The sequence below is a fragment of the Microbacterium paraoxydans genome, assembly GCF_020524545.1.
GTDB classification, from domain to species: Bacteria; Actinomycetota; Actinomycetes; order Actinomycetales; family Microbacteriaceae; genus Microbacterium; species Microbacterium paraoxydans_C.
Window position 1 is genome coordinate 107,156 of record NZ_JAIVLG010000001.1, and the last position, 20,689, is coordinate 127,844.

The following is a 20,689-nucleotide window of genomic DNA, read 5'->3' on the forward strand; positions in this document are numbered from 1 at the left end:
GTGAGCGTCGCCGCCCCGGCCCGCGTGCAGGCTGCGGGCTGGGGCTGGCGGTATACCGGTCGAAAGCGCCCAGCCGTCGCCGACGTCTCGTTCACGATCGAGCCGGGCGAGCGGGTGCTGTTGCTCGGCGCCTCGGGCACGGGCAAGTCGACCCTGCTCGCCGGCCTCGCCGGTGTCCTCGGCGGCGACGACGAGGGGGAGCGGACGGGTTCGCTGCGCATCGATGGTGCCGTCCCTGAGTCGCGGCACGGCCAGGTGGGCCTCGTTCTCCAGGACCCTGATGCCGGCATCGTGTTGTCGAAAGTGGGCGACGATGTGGCTTTCGGCTGCGAGAACCTGGGTGTCCCGGCTTCCGACATCCCCGGTCGCGTCGCGGAGGCCCTCGACGCCGTAGGGCTCGATGTCTCGCCGCAGCGCGCCACGAAGGCGCTCTCGGGCGGACAGAAGCAGCGACTGGTGCTGGCAGGTGTGCTCGCGATGCGCCCTGGTCTGCTGCTGCTCGACGAGCCCACCGCGAACCTCGACCCCGAGGGCGTTCGGGAAGTGCGGGCGAGCGTCGAGCGTGCCGTGGCGTCCTCCGGAGCGACACTGGTCGTCGTCGAGCATCGCACTCCGATCTGGGCGGATCTGATGTCGCGCGTGATCGTGCTGGCGGCCGACGGCGGGCTGCTCGCGGATGGGTCGCCCGAGCACGTGTTCGCGGTCCACGGCGATGTGCTCGCCGAAGCCGGGGTCTGGGTGCCCGAGCGAGGCATCGACCTTCCCGTGCTGGAGCGGGTGACGGCAGCCGACGCGCTCACCGCCTCCGGTCTCTCGATCGCGAGGGAGGCGGGCGTCATCGTGCAGGCGGGACTCGACCTGCGCATACCGCGGGCGAACGCAACGGTGATCACCGGGCCGAACGGAGCAGGCAAGTCGACCCTCGCGCTCACCCTCGCCGGGCTCATCCCCGAACAAGCGGGAGAGGTGCGGTCGGCACCCGAGCTGGCGGGGCGTAAGGGTGCTCGCCCGATCCGCTGGTCGTCGCGTGAGCTGCTCACCCGCATCGGCATGGTCTTCCAGGAGCCGGAGCACCAGTTCCTCACCCAGACGCTGCGCGACGAGCTCGCCGTCGGTCCGCGCGCACTCGGCTGGGACCGCGCGAGGACGGACGCGGTCGTCGACGAGCTGCTCGAGCGCCTGGGGCTCACGCCTCTCGCGTTGGCCAATCCGTTCACCCTCTCCGGAGGGCAGAAGCGTCGACTGTCCGTCGCAACGGCGCTGGCGGGCGCCCCCGAGGTGATCGTGCTCGACGAACCCACGTTCGGCCAGGACAGGCGCGGGTGGATCTCTCTGGTCGCGCTCCTGCAGGAGGAGATCACGCGCGGACGCTCGATCGTCGCGGTCACGCACGACGACGCCGTGATCCGACATCTGGGCGGTCATCGCATCGAGCTGGGGTCGGCGTCGTGACGGCGATCGCGGTCGCGCGGCCGGTGTGGCTCGACGGGGTGAACCCGGTGACGAAGCTGGTGCTCGCCGTGCTGCTGTCGGTGCCGTTGTTCGCGTCGATCGACATCACGAGCGCCCTGGCCGCGATCGTTCTGCAGCTGCTCTGCCTGCCGTTGACCGGGCTGCGTCTGTCGACGGTGCTGAAACGGCTGCTGCCGATCGTGATCTTCGCTCCGATCGCCGGCGTGAGCATGCTGCTGTACGCCGAACCTGCCGGGCGGATCTATTGGACATTCGGGTTCGCGACCATCAGCGAGGACTCCATCACGCTCGCGATCGCGGTGAGCCTGCGCGTGGTGGCGCTCGGACTGCCCACGATCCTGCTCTTCGGCGGCACGGACCCCACCGAACTCGCCGATGCGCTGGCCCAGGTCGCCAAGCTTCCGAGTCGCTTCGTGCTCGGCATCCTCGCCGGTACGCGGATGCTGGGCCTGTTCCTCGATGACTGGCGCACCATGAGTCTGGCCCGTCGTGCTCGCGGTGTGGGGGACCGGGGCGTGCTGCGAAGATTCTTCTCCATGGCGTTCGTGCTGCTCGTGTTCGCCGTGCGGCGCGGCTCCAAGCTGGCGCTCGCGATGGAAGCCCGTGGCTTCGGATCCGACCTCCCCCGCACCTGGTCGCGACCGTCGCGCCTGCACCCGAGGGATGCGGTGGCGCTGGTCGGCGGCATCGTGATCATGGCGCTGGCGCTCGCCGCCGCTGTCGCGCTCGGGACCTTCCGCTTCGTGTGGAGCTAGCTCGGCGGAATCGCGCTCACGTCTCGTTCCAGAGCCTCCGGTAGTACTCGAGGCGCTCACGGTCGGGGTCGACGCCGTAGGCGTCGATGAGCGTGTCCTCCCAGCCGGTGCCGAAGTTCCAGATGGTGCTCATCGAGGCCACGGCGATATCGGCCCAACGGTCGGCGACTCCGAGGGCGGCGAGGTCGACGAACGCTGCGGGACGACCGTCGGGGTCCAGAAGCGTATTCGGCATGCAGGCGTCGCCGTGGCACACCACCAACCTGTCGATCGGCGGTGTCTTGCGCAGTTCTTGGGGCACGTGGGTGCCGCGGTCGGCTGCGTTCGCGATGCGCCGACCCGCGCTCCACTCCCACGGGCACTCCGCGACGGGGAGGGCATCGTGCAGCGTCCTCAGGCCGACACCGACCGCCCGCACCGCGATCTCGGGTTGCTCCGACCAGCGGGGGTCGACGGCGCTGCTCGCCTCGAGCGCGACAGTGACGAGCCACTCGTGTGTCTCGTCCTGCCCCTGTTCGAGGACCTCGGGTACGGGGAGCCAGGTGTGCGCCCACCTCATGCGCTCGGCTTCGTCACGCATGCTGGCCTCGTCGTCGAGCGGGCCCCACTTGATGTACCGACCGTCGTCGGTGCGGAAGGTGAGCCCGCCGATCCCGTTGAGCCAGACCGGCACGAGCACGGCACCACGGGCGAGCTCGCGTACCCGGGTCGGCACCTCGACGGAGGGGGAAGGGATGCTCATCCGCCTATCCTGCCCCACGGCGATGGCGGCCAGCGGTGATCGCGATAGGCTCACGCCTGTGGGAACGAGGGAACGGGAGCCGTCGGACGACGACGTGCTCGTCGACGCCGCACCTCGCCCGCAACACCTCATCGTCACGGTGTTCGGTCGCTACGGCAGGTCCCGCGACGGGCTCCTCCGCGTCGCGGACCTGATCACGCTGCTGGGAGCACTCAGCGTTGATTCCGGAGCTGTTCGTTCGTCGGTGTCGAGGCTGAAGCAGCGCGGCATCCTCGTCAGCGACAGAGGTGGGCCTGCGCCTGCCTACCGGCTGTCCCGCTCGTTGGAAACCGCTTTCGAGGCCGGCGACCATCGCATCTTCGAAGCCCGGCGGGCAGCTGTCGATGACGACTGGCTGTTGGCGTCTTTCAGCGTTCCGGAGCGTGAGCGCCCGCTTCGGCACCGGGTGCGGACGCTGCTGCGCCGCCACGGATTCGGGCATGTCAGCGGCGGTCTGTGGATTGCGACCGGCATCATCCTCGATGAAGTGCGAGCAGCGCTGGAGCGTGCGGAGCTCAGCGACTATGTCGACCTGTTCCTCGGGAGGCCGGTCGGCCAGCTGCCCGAAGCGATACCGCGGTGGTGGGACCTCGACGAGCTGGAGCCGTTGTATCAGTCCTTTCTCGACACTTTCGCTCATCTGCTGGACGATCGCCTGGGGGACAGGGAGTCCTTCGCGGCGTACGTGAGTGCCGTCACTCAGTGGCGCCATCTCGTCTACCTCGACCCCGGAATCCCGCTCGAGCTTCTCCCGTCCGGGTGGAGCGGTGTCGAGGCCGAGCATCTCTTCTCCCGCCTGCACCGCACGCTCAGCGGGCCGGCCGAGAGGTTCGTCGCCAGCATCATCGACTGACGGGGCACTCGGTGCACCGTCGAATCCGCATGTTTCTGGATATAGCGCTTGTGTGACGATAGTCAAATATGCAACACTCCTGTTCCAAGGTGCTGTGCGGTCCTTTCGCACAGCCGCGGTGAGCACGAGCAAAGGAGCGACGCATGACTGATGACGGCTTGCGCTGGGACAAGGTGCCTCAGGTGACCCGAGGAGGCGAGGAGGACACTCATACGACGTCGTCGGGGGGCTGCATCCGCGTGTCCGGAGTAGGACCGCAGCACACCGATGCCACACGGATCTGGTTCGGCCAGGTGTCCAATGAGCCCGGGTATCGGTCGTTGCCGCACCACCACGGCGAGGCGGAAACGGGCGGCTACGTGTTGCGCGGGGCAGGGCGGATCTACTTCGGAGAGGGGTACCGCGAGTATCTCGACATGTCCGCGGGCGACTGGGTGTTCGTTCCTCCGTACATGCCGCACGTGGAGGCCAACATGTCCACGACGGAGGAGCTGGTCTGGCTGACGACGCGCACGCCCGAGAACATCGTCGTCAATCTCGAGGACGTCGATGACTCGTCGCTCGAGGGATTTCGCCGGGGATGAGCGGTACCGACTCGTTTCGCCAGGCCGTCACGCTCACGGAAGTGGATGCCGCGCCGGAGAGCCGAGCCTTCACCGCGCAGCCGCAGCCGGTGCCATGGCCGAAGGCGTACGGAGGGGATCTGGTGGCTCAGAGCGTCTCCGCCGCCATCCGCACCGTCGGCGATGACCGTGTGGTGCACTCCGTGCACAGCACCTTCCTGCGAGGAGTCGACACTGCGGAGCGAGTTCGCTACGTCGTGGAGTCGATCCGCGACGGTCGCGGATTCTCCACCCGACAGGTACGCGGATATCAGCACGCGAAGCTCGTCTTCATGGCGACGGTCTCCTTTCACGTTCCGCAGGAGTTCCCGACCCATGGTCCCGTCATGCCGGCGGTCCCTGCGCCGGAGCTCGTCCCTTCATCGGCCGAGGCGCTCGCGGGCCTCACGGGGACCGACGTCGACTACTGGTCGCACGGGCGAAGCTTCGACATGCGCCATGTCTCCGGTCCGGTCTACGCGACCGTCGACGCCCACGTGCCACATCAAGCCGTGTGGGTCCGGGCTTTCGACGCGTTGGACGCTGATCCCGTCACCCATCAGCTCGCCATCGCCTACGTCTGCGACTACACGATCCTCGAACCGATCCTGCGCGTTCTCGGGCTGTCCTGGCGCGACGAAGGACTCGTCACGGCCAGCCTCGACCACGCGATGTGGTTCCATGCGCCCGCGCGGGCCGACGAATGGTTGCTCTACGCGCAGGACTGTGCGGGGATCTCCGACGGCCGCGGCCTCGGCATCGGCCGCTTCTACACACAGGACGGACGGCTCGTCGCCACCGTCGCTCAGGAAGGCATGATCCGTCCGGGGCAACCCGCCTAACCCGATTCGCCTCACGAAGGGAACAGCAATGAAGCTCTCGCCCTCTGCGCACACTGATTCGTTCACGCGCGACGCACTTCCGCCAGCTGAGCTCTGGCCCACGTTGGAGTTCACCATCCCCGACGTTCAGTATCCGACCGTTCTCAACGCCGCAGAGGAACTGCTCGACCGGACCATCGAACGTCACGGAAGCAGTCGAACCGCGATACTCCTCGCCGACGGCGAGACGTGGAGCTACGGGGAGCTGCAGCGCAGAGCGAACCAGTTCGCGCAGGTGCTCACGGAGGACTTCGGGCTGGTCCCCGGTAACCGGGTGATGCTTCGCATGCTGAACGGGCCGTGGACCGTCGCCTGCTGGCTCGGCGCGTTGAAGGCGGGCATGGTCGTCGTCACGACGATGGTCGCCTGGCGCGCCAAGGAAGTACGCAACGTCGCTGAGAAGGTGAGGCCTCAGCTCGCCGTCGTGTCCGAGCGGGGCCTGGACGACGCCCGCACCGGATTCGCCGCCCTGCAGGTCATGCCCGAGATGCTCATCTTCGGGGGTGAGTCCGACACCCTCGTGGCGGCCTGCGAGACGAAGAGCGGCGAGTTCGTCGCGGTTCAGACCGCCGGTGACGATGTGGCCCTGCTCGGGGCCACGAGCGGGACGACCGGCGCTCCGAAGATCACGATGCACTTTCACCGCGACATCCTCGCCAATGCGGACACCTTCGCGCGGCACGTGTTGGAGTTCACTTCCGAGGATGTGGCCGCCAGCACGGCGCCCCTCGCGTTCACCTTCGGCCTCGGCGGGAACGTCGTCTTCCCGCTTCGCTTCGGCGGCGCGATGGTCCTCGTCGAACGCGCGACTCCACTCGAACTCGCCAAGCTCATCGAGCCCCTCGGTATCACCGTGCTCTTCACGGCAGCGACGGGCTACCGGGCCATCCTCAAGGAAGGGTTGGGTTCGGAGCTCGGCAAGCTGCGCGTCGGCGTTGCGGCCGGAGAGCACCTCAGTTCGTCGACCTTCGACGCTGTCGAACGGGCCAGCGGTCTTCGGCTGGTGAACGGCATCGGCTCCACCGAGATGCTCCACGTCTTCATCTCCGCCTCCGGCGACGCGCTGCGCCCAGGTACCACGGGCCGCGCCGTGCCGGGGTACCGCGCAGCGATCTTCGACGACGACGGGAAGCAGCTGGGCGCCGGGGTTCCAGGACGCCTCGGGGTGATCGGTCCGACCGGCTGCCGATATCTCGACGACGAGCGCCAGCGCGTCTACGTCCAAGACGGATGGAACATCACCGGCGACACCTTCGTCGTCGACGAAGACGGCTACTTCACGTTCCACGCGCGCAACGACTCCATGATCGTCACCGCCGGCTACAACGTCGGTGCGCCGGAGGTCGAAGAAGCCGTCCTCGGCCACAGCGACGTCCTCGAGTGCGCGGTCGTCGGCCGTGCCGACGCCACACGAGGCATGATCGTCAACGCCTTCGTGGTGCCCAAGCGCGGAGTCGAGCCTTCGGATGCGCTCACCGAGAGCATCCTCGATCACGTCAAGTCGCAGTTGGCCCTCTACAAGTGCCCGCGCCGCATCGACTACGTCTCGGAACTTCCTCGTAATCCCAGCGGCAAGGTGCAGCACTTCGTCCTGCGCGAACGGGCGAACGCCGCCGCCGAACCCCTCACCCAAGGAGCCTGACATGCGCATCGCCGTCATCGGAGGTGGCCCTGGTGGCCTGTACTTCTCCGCCCTCATGAAGCAGCTCGACCCCTCCCATGACATCACCGTGTGGGAACGCAACGCCCCTGACGACACGTTCGGGTTCGGGGTCGTGTTCAGCGATGAGACCCTGGGCGGGATCCAGAACGCCGACCCGATCGTAGCTGAGCAGATGAGCGAGCAGTTCGCTCGCTGGACCGACATCGACATCCTGTTCGCCGGGGAGACGCATACGGTCGGCGGGCAAGGATTCGCCGCCATGGGGCGCAAGGAGCTGCTCCAGCTGCTGCAGGCGAGATGCCGAGACCTCGGCGTGGAGATCAGGTTCAGCACGCTGTCGCCGGACACGGCCGACCTGATGCGGGACTTCGATCTCGTCCTCGCCGCAGACGGCATCAATTCCCGCACACGGGAGTCGTACGCCGAGCACTTCGGACCCCAGCTGGACCCCCGCGCGTCGAAGTACATGTGGATGGGCACCGACCGGGTTTTCGAGGCGTTCACGTTCGCCGTGCTGCACACCCCCCACGGCATCATGCAACTGCACGGCTATCCCTACTCCGACAAACGGAGCACCTTCATCGTGGAGATGCACGAAGACGTCTGGCGCCGTGCCGGGTTCGACGCCACGGAGCACGATGTCTTCGCCCCCGGCGACAGCGATGAACTCGCGGTCGAGAAGATCCGCGAGCTCTTCGCCGACGTACTGGATGGGCACGACGTCCTCACCAACAACTCGAAGTGGCTGAACTTCACCACCGTCCGCAACGAGCACTGGCACCACCGGAACCTCGTCATCCTGGGCGATGCCGCGCACACGGCGCATTTCTCGATCGGATCCGGCACCAAGCTCGCCATGGAGGACGCGCTTGCGCTGGCGGCGTGCCTGCACGAGCATCGAGCGCTCGACGACGCCCTCGAGGCGTATGAGGCCGAACGGCGCCCGGTCGTCGCCTCCACCCAGCGGGCCGCGCAGGCTTCGCTGGAGTGGTTCGAACGGATCGGTCAGTACTCCGATCAGGATCCTCTGCAGTTCTCGTTCAATCTGCTCACCCGAAGCCGTCGCATCACGCTGGACAACCTCGCGGTGCGCGACCCCGCTTTCGCAGCCGAGGTCGTCAGGGGGGCGCCGCTCGCCGGTCGGATCGTCGACGAGCCGGCGATGTTCCGGCCGCACCTCATCGGCGCGCTGGAACTCAAGAACCGCATCGTCGTCTCGCCGATGGACATGTACTCGGCCGTAGACGGCGTACCCGGCGACTTCCATCTGGTGCACCTCGGTTCCAAGGCCCAGGGAGGCGCGGGACTCGTCATGACGGAGATGGTCTGCGTTTCCGCGGAGGGGCGGATCACCCCGGGGTGCGCCGGTCTGTACACCGATGAGCAGCGGGATGCCTGGGGTCGCGTGGTCGACTACGTCCACGAGACGACCACGGCCAAGATCGGCGTGCAGATCGGCCACTCCGGTCGCAAGGGCTCCACGCGGCGGATGTGGGAGGGCATGGACGAGCCGCTCCCCGAGGGCAACTGGCCCCTGGTGGCCGCCTCCGCACTCCCGTACTCGTCCTCGAACCAGGTCCCCGAGCAGATCGACCGCGCGATGATGGACACGGTTCGCGACCAGTTCGTCGAAGCGACCCGGCGCGCGGCCGACGCGGGGTTCGACCTGGCCGAGTTCCACGCCGCGCACGGCTACCTCATCTCCGGTTTCCTCTCTCCTGTGTCGAACCGTCGCACCGACGAGTACGGCGGGAGCCTGGAGAATCGTCTGCGTTTCCCGCTAGAGGTATTCGACGCGATGAGGGCTGCCTGGCCGGCGGAGCGCCCTCTGAGCGTGCGATTGTCGGCGACGGACTGGATCGACGGGGGAAACACGATCGACGACGCGGTGGAGATCGCCCGAGCCTTCATCGCCCATGGAGCCGATGCCATCGATGTCTCCTCCGGCCAGATCGCCGCCGAGGAGCGCCCGCAGTTCGGACGCAGCTACCAGACCCCGTTCGCAGACGCGATTCGCAACCGGGTCGCCGCAGCCGCGGGTGTCACCGTCATCGCGGTCGGCGCGGTGTCGAGCTATGACGACGTGAACTCCATCCTCCTCGCGGGGCGCGCCGATCTGGTGGCTCTGGGACGCACCCACCTCTGGGATCCGCAGTGGACCCTCCACGCCGCAGCCGACCAAGGGTACAGCGGGGCCGGAGCGGACTGGGTCGCCCCCTTCCGCGCCGGGTCGCGCCGACCACCGGCTGCCCGCACGGATGCGGTACGCCCGCGACTCTCACTGATCCGTGAGGCGTCCGACGCCAGCACCATCACCGGGCATCGTCGGTGGATCCCGCGACCCGAGACCATCCTGAGCCGCTAGACCCCGAACGGAAGAAGAGAAGAGATGACACGGCAGATCATCAACCCCGACAGCCTGGTGACGCCCATCGGGTTCGCCCACGGAGTCCGCGCCGGAGCGTTCGTCTATCTCGGCGGGCAGACGGCGATGGATCGCGATGGGCGCATCGTCGAGGGCGGAATCATCGAGCAGTTCACACAGGCGTTCGCCAACGTGCTCGCCACCCTCGACGCGGCCGGAGGGAAGCCGGAGGATCTGGTCGACGTCACCATCTACCTCACCGACGTCGAGGACTACCAGCGGCACGGTCGGGAGATCGGTCGACGCTGGCGCGACATGGCGGGCACGGAGTATCCGGCGATGGCGGGTATCGGCGTCACCCGTCTGTGGCAGCCGGAAGCTCTGATCGAGATCCAAGGCGTCGCCCATATCGACCCGGCTGCGGGCTGACGTGCGCATCGCCACCGTGACGCACGCCGCCGCCGCTCCGACCGCGGCCGCGGTCGGAGACGCGGACGGCTGGGTGCTGCTGGACGATGAGGATGCGCAGGCGCTCATCACACGGCCAGGATGGCGCCGTACTGCGGAGGCGGCCCTGCGCCATGTCGCCCGACGTCCGCTCCCGGCCGAAGCGTTCAGAACACCGATTCCGCGTCCCGCCAAGGTCATCTGCTGCGGGTTGAACTATCGCGACCACATCGTCGAGGCGGGACGTGACATCCCGGAGTTCCCGACCCTCTTCGCGAAGTTCGCCGACACGCTCATCGGCGCGCAGGACGACGTCGTCGTGCATTCGTCCCACCGCGTCGACTGGGAGGCAGAACTCGCCGTCGTCATCGGCGCGGAGGTCCACCGGGCGTCCCGTGACGATGCGCGGAACGCGATTCTCGGCTACACGGTCGCGAATGACATCTCGATGCGCGATTGGCAGCAGCGGACGCTTCAATGGCTTCAGGGCAAGGCCTTCGACGCCACCACCCCGGTCGGCCCCATCATCATCACCGCCGACGACATCGAACCCCGCGACGGGTTGCGGATCTCGTGCGCCGTCAACGGCGAAGTGATGCAGGATGCGAACACGGCCGAACTCGTCTTCGACGCCGCCGAACTCGTCGCCTACGTGTCGCAATTCACGACGCTGCGACCAGGAGACCTCCTCCTCACCGGCACTCCCGGCGGCGTCGCCCTCGGGGCAGGCGATCCACGCTGGCTTCGCGACGGGGACGTCGTGACCACCGTCATCGAGGGCATCGGTGAGTTGCGCAACACGGTTCGCATCGAGAGGTGACGAGATGCCGCACACCATCGTCCCCTACGGCGAGCACGTCGAGCAGCACTGTGCGCTCACTCCGCCATCCTCCTCAAGCGCAGAACGCCTCGGTACGGTCGCCCTCCTGCACGGCGGGTACTGGCGCGCGCAGTTCACCCGAGAGCTCATGGAGCCGATGGCCGTGGCACTCTCCGCTCTGGGCTGGCATGTCGTCAACATCGAATACCGCAGAGTGGACGCCGGCGGAGGGTGGCCGGCACCCCGTGACGACGCCACGACGGCCATCGCCGACATCGCTCAGAAGATCGCGGCGGGGCGCCTGCCGGGCCCGCTCATCCTCCTCGGGCACTCCGTCGGCGGACAACTGGCGATGCTCGCCGCCCACACTCTCGGCACCGCCTCGGTCGCCGGAGTGCTCGCGCTCGCACCGGTGACCGACGTCGTCACGACGTACCGCGACGGTCTCGGCGACAACGCCGCGGACGCGCTGTTGGCCCAGTGGCCCGGCCGTGAAGAGGAGGCGGCGGCAGACGCATCGCCGCTGTACGCGCTCCCGATCGGTGTGCCCATGGTCATCGTCCACGGGGAGGACGATCAGCGCGTCCCCCACTCCCACACGACAGCCTTCGCCAGTGCGGCCGAAGCGGCGGGAGACGCCGTCCGTGTGGTGAGCCCCGCCACCCTCGAGCACCGCACGGTCATCGATCCCGACGGCGAACAGTGGACGACCGTCCTCGCCGCCATACGCGAGCTGGGAGGATCCCCGCCCTGTTCGTCGTAGCGCGAACCTCAACCGATCGTGCGGCGGTTCCGCACCCAGCAGCTCGACCAGTATCCAAGGAGACGACGATGTCCACACCCACACGAACCCGTTCCCGGAGCGAGAGCTGGCCTGTCCCACGGGCGGTCACCGGCATCGTCCTGTTCAGCTGCTGGCTGGCCATACTCGCGGACGGCTACGATATCGGCGTCATCGGCGCCGTACTCCCCGCTCTCGCCGAAGAACGCGCCTGGGCACTGGACCCGGTGGCGCTGGGGGGCCTGGCGTCGTGGGCGCTGGTCGGAATGCTCATCGGCGCGCTCTTCATCGGTACTCTGAGCGACCGGCTCGGGCGCAAGCGGATGCTCCTCGTGTCCATGGGACTGTTCACGCTCATGCAACTCGGGGCGTCCATCGCACCCACCCCCGAGCTGTTCGGGCTGTTCCGCTTCCTCGGCGGACTCGGGATGGGGGGCGTGATCCCGGTCGCGGCTGCGCTCACGATCGAGTTCTCCGCGCCCAACAAGCGCGCCCGCAACTACGGGCTGATGTACTCGGGCTACTCGCTCGGCATCGTCGTCTCCGCTCTCGTGGCGATCGCCGTGCTGCCGAACCTCGGTTGGCGGTGGGTGATCGCCGTCGGCGCGTTCCCGATCCTCCTGATCCCCATCATCGCCGCCCTTCTTCCGGAGTCCCTCGAGTCCCTGGAGAACCGTGGTCAGCACGACCGGGCGGTGGCGCTGGCGCGCAGACTTCGAATCGCCCCGTACCTTCCCGCGAGCCCGGAACTCACGAACCCCGGCGAACGGATTCCCTGGCAGCGCATTCTGAAGCAGCTGTTCTCTCGTAGGTACCTGCGATCGACGATCCTGTTGTGGATCGCTCTCTTCGGCGGGCTCCTGCTGGTCTACGGTCTGAACTCCTGGCTCCCGTCCATCATGCGCGCCGCCGGATACGACCTCGGCCCCGCACTCACCTTCCTCCTCGTCTTCAGCCTCGCCGCAGCCGTCGGCGGTCTGGTGCTCGGAGCCCTCGCCGACCGGTACGGGGCCAAGCCCGTCCTGGTGATCTTCTACACGCTCGGCGGTGTCGCTTGCCTGCTGATGATGTTCCCCAACTCGATGTTCATCAATCTCGTCTTCGTCGCCATCTCCGGCATCGGGTCGATCTCCACCTCTCTCGTTCTCACGGCGTACATCACCGACTACTACCCGGCCTCGGTTCGCGCGACAGCGGCCGGATGGGCGCTCAGCTTCGCCAGGATCGGCGCGATCATCGGACCGATACTCGGCGGATGGCTCGCAGCGATGGCGATCGGAGTCGAGTGGAATTTCGTCGCCTTCGCGCTCGTGGCCGTGCTCGCGGCTGTCGCGATCGCGCTCGTGCCGAGAAAGCCCACGGCGTCGATGGAGTGAGCGGAATCGTCGCGGGCCATCGCCCTGAGGGCCTCCCGCGTGCTCCGGCCGTGCACCTTCCGATCTGATCCGGGGAAGGCGTACGACATGCCGCACGCGAGAATCTTCCCCCAGTTGTTGGGAGTCGGTCGCCCAGAATGCCTACTGCTGGGGGTGACGGCAGGGGGTTCCCGGCGGGGATCCTGATCTGACCAGGCGTGGAGGCCTTGCTTCAACTTCAACCGGGCGGATGAGTACCCGAACTCCATCCGGAGGGTTACTCCGCGCGAAACCCCTGGGAGATGGGGCGCCAATGGTTGTGCAGCGAAACTCCGCGGGCACGGATGCGCTTTCTGACACATCGAGCGGTCGAGTCCGCACCCCGAGATTCAGCCGCCGTCGGCGTCTCTAAGCCCCGACGTCACCGTGGGACCCTCCCCTCTCCCCACATCTCATGGTGACGTCGGCGGGAAGCGCGACCCACCCCGTGTGTCCCATCGCTCGGGGTGGGTCGCATCAGAGACGTGTCCGTTTCATCTCCGGGGGCGCAATGGTATCGAGCGGCAAGCGTCGCGATCCTCGTCGGACTCTCTCTCCGGATGAATCCCTGATCGGGCAGGCTCATCCGAGCGGGTGGACGGCACCACGAAGGGTTATCGCATCGGACAGGTTGCCGTCGCGCACGATCGACACCGTGGTGCCGTCGCCCGCCGCGACGCTGATCACGAGTGCGCCGCCGTCGACACTCGCCACCGTGTCCGCGACGGCCTCGGCGGCGGCATCGGTCACGCCGGCGGACGCTTCCGCGAGTGGGGCGATCAGGGTCACGACCACCCCGCGCGCACGGGCTGCCGACACGGCTGCCACGATCGCCGGGTGCTGCAGGGAGCGGGCCCGGATGCGGTCTCGGATCTCGCCTTCGAGTGCCGCGACCCGGGAGCGGAACGGAGCGTCGATATCGACCCCGCCGAGGACGTCGCGCAGCGCCGGGCGAACCGCGGCGCTGATGGTGGCGAGTTCCGATCTGTACTGTTCGGTCGCCGCGTCGGCTGCGGCCGCCTCTCGGTTTCGTCGGGCGCGCTCAGAGCGATGTGCCCGTTCCGCCCTCACGATCCAGCGCAGGGCGATCCGCCACAGGATTCCGAGGAGGTAGGAAAGCAGTGGGATCGTGAGCATGCTGAGCACGCCGACACCTGGTTGCTCCGTGGCGACGGCCCAGGCGAGCACGATCGCAACCTGCGCGGCGCCGCCTCCGAGGCCGAGGGCCGGGTTCCCTCGAACGAACATCAGCGCGAGCAGGTACGTGGAGAAGTCCAGCAGCCACACATCGCCCGCTTCCGCCGTGGTCACGGTCGCGGCCGTCGTCGCTCCCAAAGCGAACACCAGGAGAGTGGTTCCACGGGCGCGGCCCAGGGGGGCGTCGGTGGGGTCGGTGAGGAGGAACACGCCGATCAGGGCCAGTAGGTATCCGCCGGCGACCAGAGCCAGATCCTGGTCGAAGACGCCTTCGATGAAGCCCCGGGCGCCACCGGTGAGCCAGACGAAGAGCATCGCCCAGCGAGCCGCGGGCGTCGCGAGCCCGGACGCGTTGGTCCCCCTCGCGGTGACGAGATTCACGTGTCCGCGGGTGTCCACGTCAGTCTCACTGTCGTTCCGGCGCCGGGCGCGCTGTCGATGGTCGTTTCGCCGCCGATGTCGTTGAGGCGACCGATGATGCTGTGGGAGAGTCCGAGCCGGCCGGGCCTGAGCTGGTCGGGATCGAAGCCGTCTCCGTCGTCCGCGATGAGGACGTCGATCCCGCCGCCCTCGAACCGGACGGATCCGGTCACACGGCCGGCATTGGCGTGGCGGATCGCATTCCTCGCGGCCTCGAGGGCCGCCGCGGTGACAGCCTCCAGAGCGCTCACGCGGATGGGGTCATCTCCCGAAGTGGTGATCGTGACGTCGGGGATGGCGGTGCGAAGCCGAGTCTCCATGTGTTCTGCCGCTGCGGCGGTGGGCAGGTGTGCGTCGGCAGTGTCGACGGGGTCGGTGGCATCGTCCAGCGCGAGGATGGCTCGTCCGGCTTCCTCGCGCAACACCGGCGGCGCGGGCCCCGAGAACTTGAGGGTGGCGTTCAGGACCGAGAGCACTTCGTCATGGACGAGTCGCGTGAGTTCGGAATGTCGCCGCGCTTCGATTTCGCGCATCGTGGTGTTCTCCGCGGCGATGCGGGCCGACTCCTCGCTCTGGGCAAGGATCGCGACCCGGTTTCGGATGCCGAGGAAGATGACGACGAATCCGATCTCACTCATGTGGAACGGCGTGTTCCAGGCGACGATATCGGGCAGCGTTCCGGTGAAGACGACCGCGGACAGGGCGACCGTCGTGGACGCACCGATGGCCGCGACGATCGCTGCCGCCGGGCGCAGCACGAAGACCAGAAGTGTCAGCGCGGTCGGCTCGAGTCGCCAGACCCAGGGCGACACCCCTTCGGGCGGCCCACCGTAGACGCCGTAGGACACGAGCTGTAGTCCGATCACGATGACGGGGATCCCGATCCACAGGGAGCGGAGCATCGTCGGCGGAAGCCACAGCCCCACTGCGGCGAGGAGGAGGATGGCGCACACGACGAGGACTCCGGCTGTGTTCCACCACGTCGGGAACAGATGAGAGTGTGCAACAAAGTCCGGTGCCGCCTGCCCCACGACGGCGAGGAGACCGCTCAGAGCAACGAGCCATGCCACTCTCCGGTTGGCGTGCTGGACCGCCGATGCCGATGGAGTCGCCCCGCTCGTGGTGTGGCTCGTCCGCAACTCCTCCGGCGTCCGGTCTTCCACCGTCGAACGGCGGTGGCGCGATGCGGCTTCGTATGCCGAGTCGGGTCCTGCGGACATACGAGGAAGCCTATCGATGGTGCTGACGGTCACAACGTGCTCTGTGTCGGGTTGGAGGGGCGGCGCGTAGCGGCCGCCCCTCCGGAGGGCGCCCCCCAGCGCCCGCGCACCGCGTTGCGCCCGGTGAAGGGGGAGCAGAGCCACCTCGATCGATCGCACCCGCTCCTGCGTCGAGCTCACGCGCGCCAGAGCATCTCAGGCCCCAGACCCACATGCCCGCAGCCCAGGATGTCTCGTCCTTAACGTTTGCGATACCGCAAACGTTAAGGAACTGCGCTTCCCAACCCCCCTTGTTCTCGGGGTTTGTCGCAACAACACCGCGTCAGTTCATCGCAGATCGCGTAGATTTCCGGAAACACTCACCGGGCACTCAGGGGGCGCCATTGATCCGCATCGGAATCGTCGACGACCACCCGGCGATGGTTCTCGGCACCTCGGCGATCATCAACATCCAATCAGACATGCACGTCGCGGCTGCGGGGGCGACCGTCGGCGAACTGCTGGATCACGCGGTCGACCTTGATGTCGTGCTCCTTGATCTCGTGCTCGCAGACGACAGCAACATGGCCGTCAACATCCGAGAACTGACCACTCGAGGCATCGTCGTCCTCGCCTACACCTCCGGTGAACGAGTCGTGCTGGTCCAACAGGCGGTGCGAAGCGGTGTCGCCGGCGTGATCCGCAAGTCGGAGAGCCCAGAGGTACTCATCAGCGCGATTCGTTCCGCGATCGCGGGTGAGACGGTTGCGACCCTGGACTGGGCCGCGGCGCTGGAGGAGGACCAGAGCTTCGTGCGCGCGGAGTTGACCCCGCGCGAAGCGGAGGTGCTGTCGATGTATGCTTCCGGCGCCACCGCCGAAGCGGTGGCCACAGCCCTGTTCATCTCGAGATACACCGTCAACGATCACATCCGGCGTATCCGCGCGAAGTACGCGGCGCTCGGACGCGACGCGACCGACAAGATCGCGCTGTCCAAGCGCGCCGTCGAGGACGGCCTGCTGTAGCCGAGGTCGTGTGTTGATGTCCGCGTCTTTCCCCATCCCTCAGAGATGGGGATCGACGTTCTGAAGTCCCCTACCGCTTGCGATTCCCACGTCCGCTGGGCGATGGAAGGGTCTCTTGTGGCTTCTCTCTGATGGGCCCGCTCGTCGCGCGCCCACAGAACGGAGTCACAGACGCGCCGACGTCGCCCACCTCTATCGGTGCCAAGAGAACTGGTGCCCCTCATGCGCTCCGGCGCGTGATCCGCCGAAACCACAGAGATCGCGCCATCCGGGCACATCGGATGCGACGAGAGGAACCCCGTGAAACACGCCGAACGATCACGCCGACTCTGGGCGATTATCGCGCTTCTCGCGCTCATGGCCTCCCTCGTAGGCGCCCAGCCCGCTTTCGCAGACGAGGACTCCACCACGTCGCTCACCCTCACTCAGGTGACGCCCGCGACGCAGCAGTCGGGCACCACGTTCCAGTACCGCCTCGCCTACAGCTGTAGCAACCTCAACAACGTGGTCTGCGGTGAGGACCCGGTCATCACCGTGCCCCTCGGCGACGCCGCCGACATGCCCGTGAGCGTCGCCGACAGCAGCGCCATCGCTTCCTGGGAGGTGGTTGGCGACGACCTCGTGATCACGATGAACGACCTGCCCGAGGGGTCTGCCGGAACGATCGACTTCACGGTGACGCCTCCCAACCGCACGACACCGAACGGCACGACGTGGACGCTGGACGCGGAGCTAACCTTCGGCGACGGTGTGACCCCCGGCGCGTCAGCTCCCGCGTCGGTCACCTCGACCGCCACTGCCTCGCCGAGCCTGTCGCTGGTCAAGTCGGCCAACGGGAACTTCTTCCGGCCAGGTGACACGGTCGTGTTCCAGCTGAGCTGGAGCTGCCCTCAGTCGGGGGCGGCGACAGGCGTCGAGAACCTCACGGGACTCTCGATCGTCGACACGTTGCCTGCCGGGCTCACCTATGTGTCCAGTTCGCCGACAGCCGCCTCGGTAGCGGGACAGCAGATCACGATCGAGGTCCCGCAGAGCGGACTAGGTTTTTCGTGCAGCAGCGGCTCGGCGACAGCGGTGACCGTCACCGCGACCGTCGATGAGAACGTCATCGACGGGACGGTACTGACCAACGTCGCCGAGGCGACGGGCACTCCGCTGAGCGGATCGCCCGCGGTCACGGCGAACGCCAGCGACGGCATCACGATCGTCGACCAGCTGGGCGCCGGTGAGGCATCGAAGATCGGGTACGGACCCGTCACGCACAACGTCGGCGACGTCGGCACGTACGACGCGGGCCGCGGGGGCTACCTCTCCGGGACCTACGCCGGTCCGTGGCTGGACCGTGGGATCGCGGCCGATCGCACCGGCGATCCGATCGAAGCCAGCGGCAACGAGGTGAGCGGCCGTGTGGAGGCGATGTACCAGCTTCGCGTCCTCATGCCGGTGGCCGGTCTCGAACATGCTGTGATCGACCCCGTGCCCTGTCAGGACGGTGCCGCTGGACCGATCTACACCAGCCGGGATCCGGGCGATCTCTGCCAGGACCCCGCGTTCCACGCGACGATGGTGACGGCGCGGGTCTACACCGGTGCCGGCAACGTCGGCGTTCCCGTCGATCACGGACTCCAGGCCCGGTTGACGGACGGCACATTGATCGACCTCGAACCCGGGCCCGTGCGCGCGGGAGAGATCTCACCCGGAATGCTGTACTACCGCAGCTACTACGTGCCTGAGAACGCGGTGGGTCAGGTCGCCGAGCTGGTCTTCCCGCGCTCAGACACAATGATCAATCGCGCCACGTACTACTTCATCGGCGGCTACGCGGACGAGGATCTCGCCGGAGGTGACGTTCTTCGCAACCGCTTCACCTTGGAGTCCTTCGCTCCCGGCGAGGACGAGCCCTACGCCTCGGGGCCGAGCAACAACGGCAACGTCTACGTGCTCAGCGGACCCCAGGTCGGCGCGTGGAAGATCTGGCTCTCGTCATCGAGCACGTTCCGCCTGTCCGCGTACTTCATTGCCCCGGACTTCGCGATTCTCGATGGCTCGTTGACGCTCACCGATCGGCTGCCTGCCGGCCTCCGGCTGGCGGGACCCATCGTCGCCAACTCGGCCTTCGAGCGGACGACGTCCACCTTCCACGCGATCGAGTGGGACGTTCAGCAGGAGCCGGATCCGGTGACGGGGGAGACCATCATCACGATCGAGGTTCCATACGAGCAGTTCGCTGAGCAACGCACCGGGGGTAACTGGATCACGACCTTCGATGTGCCCGTGGTCTGGGACTTCCCCGGCACCTACCGCAACACGGTCCAGGTGAGCCTTCGCGACGCGAGCGTGGACGGCTCCTTCTGCCTCACGGGGGAGCCCGTCGCCGGCACGAGCGGCGTGGACTTCGCGTGTCAGCGATCCGCCGCCTTCACCGTGGCGCCCGACCCGACGTCCGACGCCGTTCAGGTGTTCAAGACGGTGCGGGGAAGCGAGGACGACGAGTTCCTGCGCAACCCGGCGATCGGTGCGGTCTCCGCCGACGGCGGTCCGGTCGCCTACCGGCTGAACTGGACCAACAAGAGTGCCGCCGACGTCGGGCAGGTCGTGCTGTACGACCTGCTGCCCACCGTCGGTGACACCGGAACCCTCGCCGAGAACGCCGGTCAGCAGCGCGGGTCATCCTTCACGCCCGAGCTCGTGGGCCTCGAGGCTCTGCCCGCCGGAGTGTCGGTGGAGTACTCCACCGCGACCAACCCGTGCCGCGACGAGGTCTTCCCGAACGCGTCGAACACCACCTGCGTCGACGACTGGACGGCATCTGCCCCCGGCGACCTCTCGACGGTGACGGCGCTGCGCTTCGTCTCCACCGAGACCTATGCGTTCGACGAGGGCTTCGTGATCGAGTTGAACATGACCGCCCCCGAGATCGCGACGCCCCAGGACATCGCCTGGAACACCTTCGCTGCGGCTCAGACCAACCTCGACACCGACGAGGCGATCCGTCCCGTCGAGTCGGCGCGCGTGGGTCTGGCTCGCCCCGATTTCGCCGAGGGCGAGCCGGAGTGGTCCCTGCGCAAGGAGGCCCTCGTCGACGGTGAGGTGATTCCGAACGGCACCGAGGTGGATCCCGGCGATACCGTGACGTATCGCGTGGTCGCGACCAACAGCGGCACCGTCCCGATCGAGGACGTCGTGCTCACCGATGACCTCAGTCTCGTCTTCGATGACGCCGCCTTCGTGGCCGGATCGGGCGAGCTGTCGGTCGACGGCGGCGCGCCGGTGGCCGTGGCCGACCCCGCAGGAGACACGCTCACGACCGAGCCGTTCGTCCTGCCCATCGGCGCCGACGCCGTGCTGACCTATCAGGTGCGGGTGGACGACGACGCGTGGGAGCGCACGCTCACCAACGTGGTGACCGGCGCCGGGGGCACGGAGGAAGAGCCCACCCCGCCCCTGCCGTGCGTGGAGGAGTGCACGACCACACAGGTGACACCATCGCTCGGCTCCGTGCGGTGGAGCAAGGTCGATCCTGCCGGAGAGCGGCTCGCCGGAGCCGAATGGGAGCTGACCGCGCTGGATGAGGAAGGGCAGCCCTCGGGTGAGGTGTTGACCATCGCGGACTGTACGGCCGAGCCGTGCGCCGGCGCGGATGTCGACCCGGCCGGGGGGCGGTTCCTGGTCGAGGACCTTCCACGTGGCGACTACCAGCTCGTCGAGACCAGGGCACCAGCCGGGTACCTGATCGATGCCACACCGGTCACCTTCGCGCTCACCGCGGCTGCACTCGACCTCGTCCTGGACGACATCGTGAACGTGCAACAGGGTGTCCCCGCCATTCCGCTCACCGGCGGTCTGGGCGCAGACCACTACCTCCTCGCCGGCGGGGCCCTCGCGGTCCTCGCCGCGCTCCTGGAGATCTGGCGCCGACGCCGCCGCACCACACAGGAGGTGCTGTGACTCGGCCTGATCAGAACCCATCCGACACCCTCGGCGCGCCCGCGCCCAGGAATCACACCCACGTCGCCCGTCGCCGTGAACCCGA

The 20,689-nt window shown here is 67.7% G+C and carries 16 protein-coding genes; 13 read left to right on the forward strand and 3 right to left on the reverse strand.

Annotation, left to right across the window (positions count from 1 at the left end; translation table 11 throughout):
• Both LC041_RS00535 and LC041_RS00540 read left to right on the forward strand, forming a co-directional pair.
• Positions 1–1,452, forward strand: coding sequence for an ABC transporter ATP-binding protein (locus LC041_RS00535; protein WP_226531019.1), 1,452 nt, complete (start codon positions 1–3; stop codon positions 1,450–1,452).
• On the forward strand, positions 1,449–2,228 hold the full coding sequence (locus LC041_RS00540) for an energy-coupling factor transporter transmembrane component T family protein (protein WP_226531020.1): 780 nt from the start codon (positions 1,449–1,451) through the stop codon (positions 2,226–2,228). The genes LC041_RS00535 and LC041_RS00540 overlap by 4 nt, the downstream gene beginning before the upstream one ends.
• Before the next feature lie 16 nt (positions 2,229–2,244).
• Here the strand turns inward: LC041_RS00540 and LC041_RS00545 are convergent, their stop codons facing one another.
• The gene (locus LC041_RS00545; protein WP_226531021.1) at positions 2,245–2,970 is read right to left on the reverse strand and encodes an aminoglycoside 3'-phosphotransferase; all 726 of its coding nucleotides are present in this window, start codon (positions 2,968–2,970) and stop codon (positions 2,245–2,247) included.
• Positions 2,971–3,028: 58 nt separating this feature from the next.
• Between LC041_RS00545 and LC041_RS00550 the strand changes: the two genes are divergently transcribed.
• The 9 genes from LC041_RS00550 to LC041_RS00590 all read left to right on the forward strand — a co-directional run bounded on the left by LC041_RS00550 (position 3,029) and on the right by LC041_RS00590 (position 12,797).
• Positions 3,029–3,862 (forward strand): PaaX family transcriptional regulator, encoded by an 834-nt coding sequence (locus LC041_RS00550; protein ID WP_226531022.1) that lies wholly within the window; start codon positions 3,029–3,031, stop codon positions 3,860–3,862.
• A gap of 143 nt (positions 3,863–4,005) precedes the next feature.
• Entirely contained in the window at positions 4,006–4,446 is a 441-nt protein-coding gene (locus tag LC041_RS00555) for a cupin domain-containing protein (protein WP_226531023.1), read from the forward strand.
• Complete coding sequence (locus LC041_RS00560) at positions 4,443–5,306, forward strand: acyl-CoA thioesterase (protein WP_226531024.1); 864 nt, start codon at positions 4,443–4,445, stop codon at positions 5,304–5,306. The genes LC041_RS00555 and LC041_RS00560 overlap by 4 nt, the downstream gene beginning before the upstream one ends.
• 28 nt (positions 5,307–5,334) lie before the next feature.
• Positions 5,335–6,987 carry an AMP-binding protein gene (locus LC041_RS00565; RefSeq protein WP_226531025.1) on the forward strand — a complete coding sequence of 551 codons (1,653 nt, stop codon included), beginning with the start codon at positions 5,335–5,337 and terminating at the stop codon, positions 6,985–6,987.
• Position 6,988: 1 nt separating this feature from the next.
• Positions 6,989–9,373, forward strand: coding sequence for a bifunctional salicylyl-CoA 5-hydroxylase/oxidoreductase (locus LC041_RS00570; protein ID WP_226531026.1), 2,385 nt, complete (start codon positions 6,989–6,991; stop codon positions 9,371–9,373).
• A 24-nt stretch (positions 9,374–9,397) separates the two neighbouring features.
• Positions 9,398–9,802, forward strand: a complete 405-nt coding sequence (locus LC041_RS00575) for a RidA family protein (protein WP_226531027.1) — start codon at positions 9,398–9,400, stop codon at positions 9,800–9,802.
• A gap of 1 nt (position 9,803) precedes the next feature.
• Positions 9,804–10,640 carry a fumarylacetoacetate hydrolase family protein gene (locus tag LC041_RS00580; protein WP_226531028.1) on the forward strand — a complete coding sequence of 279 codons (837 nt, stop codon included), beginning with the start codon at positions 9,804–9,806 and terminating at the stop codon, positions 10,638–10,640.
• Positions 10,641–10,644: 4 nt separating this feature from the next.
• Positions 10,645–11,403, forward strand: coding sequence for an alpha/beta hydrolase (locus LC041_RS00585; RefSeq protein WP_226531029.1), 759 nt, complete (start codon positions 10,645–10,647; stop codon positions 11,401–11,403).
• Positions 11,404–11,471: 68 nt separating this feature from the next.
• Positions 11,472–12,797, forward strand: coding sequence for an MFS transporter (locus tag LC041_RS00590; protein ID WP_226531030.1), 1,326 nt, complete (start codon positions 11,472–11,474; stop codon positions 12,795–12,797).
• A 600-nt stretch (positions 12,798–13,397) separates the two neighbouring features.
• On the opposite strand, the gene LC041_RS00595 is transcribed toward LC041_RS00590, so the two are convergent.
• Both LC041_RS00595 and LC041_RS00600 read right to left on the reverse strand, forming a co-directional pair.
• Positions 13,398–14,411: a hypothetical protein gene (locus tag LC041_RS00595; RefSeq protein ID WP_226531031.1), complete on the reverse strand. Its 1,014-nt coding sequence runs from the start codon at positions 14,409–14,411 to the stop codon at positions 13,398–13,400.
• Positions 14,390–15,652: a sensor histidine kinase gene (locus LC041_RS00600; RefSeq protein WP_226531032.1), complete on the reverse strand. Its 1,263-nt coding sequence runs from the start codon at positions 15,650–15,652 to the stop codon at positions 14,390–14,392. Before LC041_RS00600 ends, LC041_RS00595 begins: the two co-directional genes overlap by 22 nt.
• Before the next feature lie 383 nt (positions 15,653–16,035).
• On the opposite strand from LC041_RS00600, the gene LC041_RS00605 reads away from it, so the two are divergent.
• Together LC041_RS00605 and LC041_RS00610 are read left to right on the forward strand one after the other, a co-directional pair.
• Complete coding sequence (locus LC041_RS00605; RefSeq protein WP_226531033.1) at positions 16,036–16,656, forward strand: LuxR C-terminal-related transcriptional regulator; 621 nt, start codon at positions 16,036–16,038, stop codon at positions 16,654–16,656.
• A gap of 357 nt (positions 16,657–17,013) precedes the next feature.
• Positions 17,014–20,604, forward strand: a complete 3,591-nt coding sequence (locus LC041_RS00610; RefSeq protein ID WP_226531034.1) for a DUF7927 domain-containing protein — start codon at positions 17,014–17,016, stop codon at positions 20,602–20,604.
• The last annotated feature ends 85 nt before the right edge of the window (positions 20,605–20,689 follow it).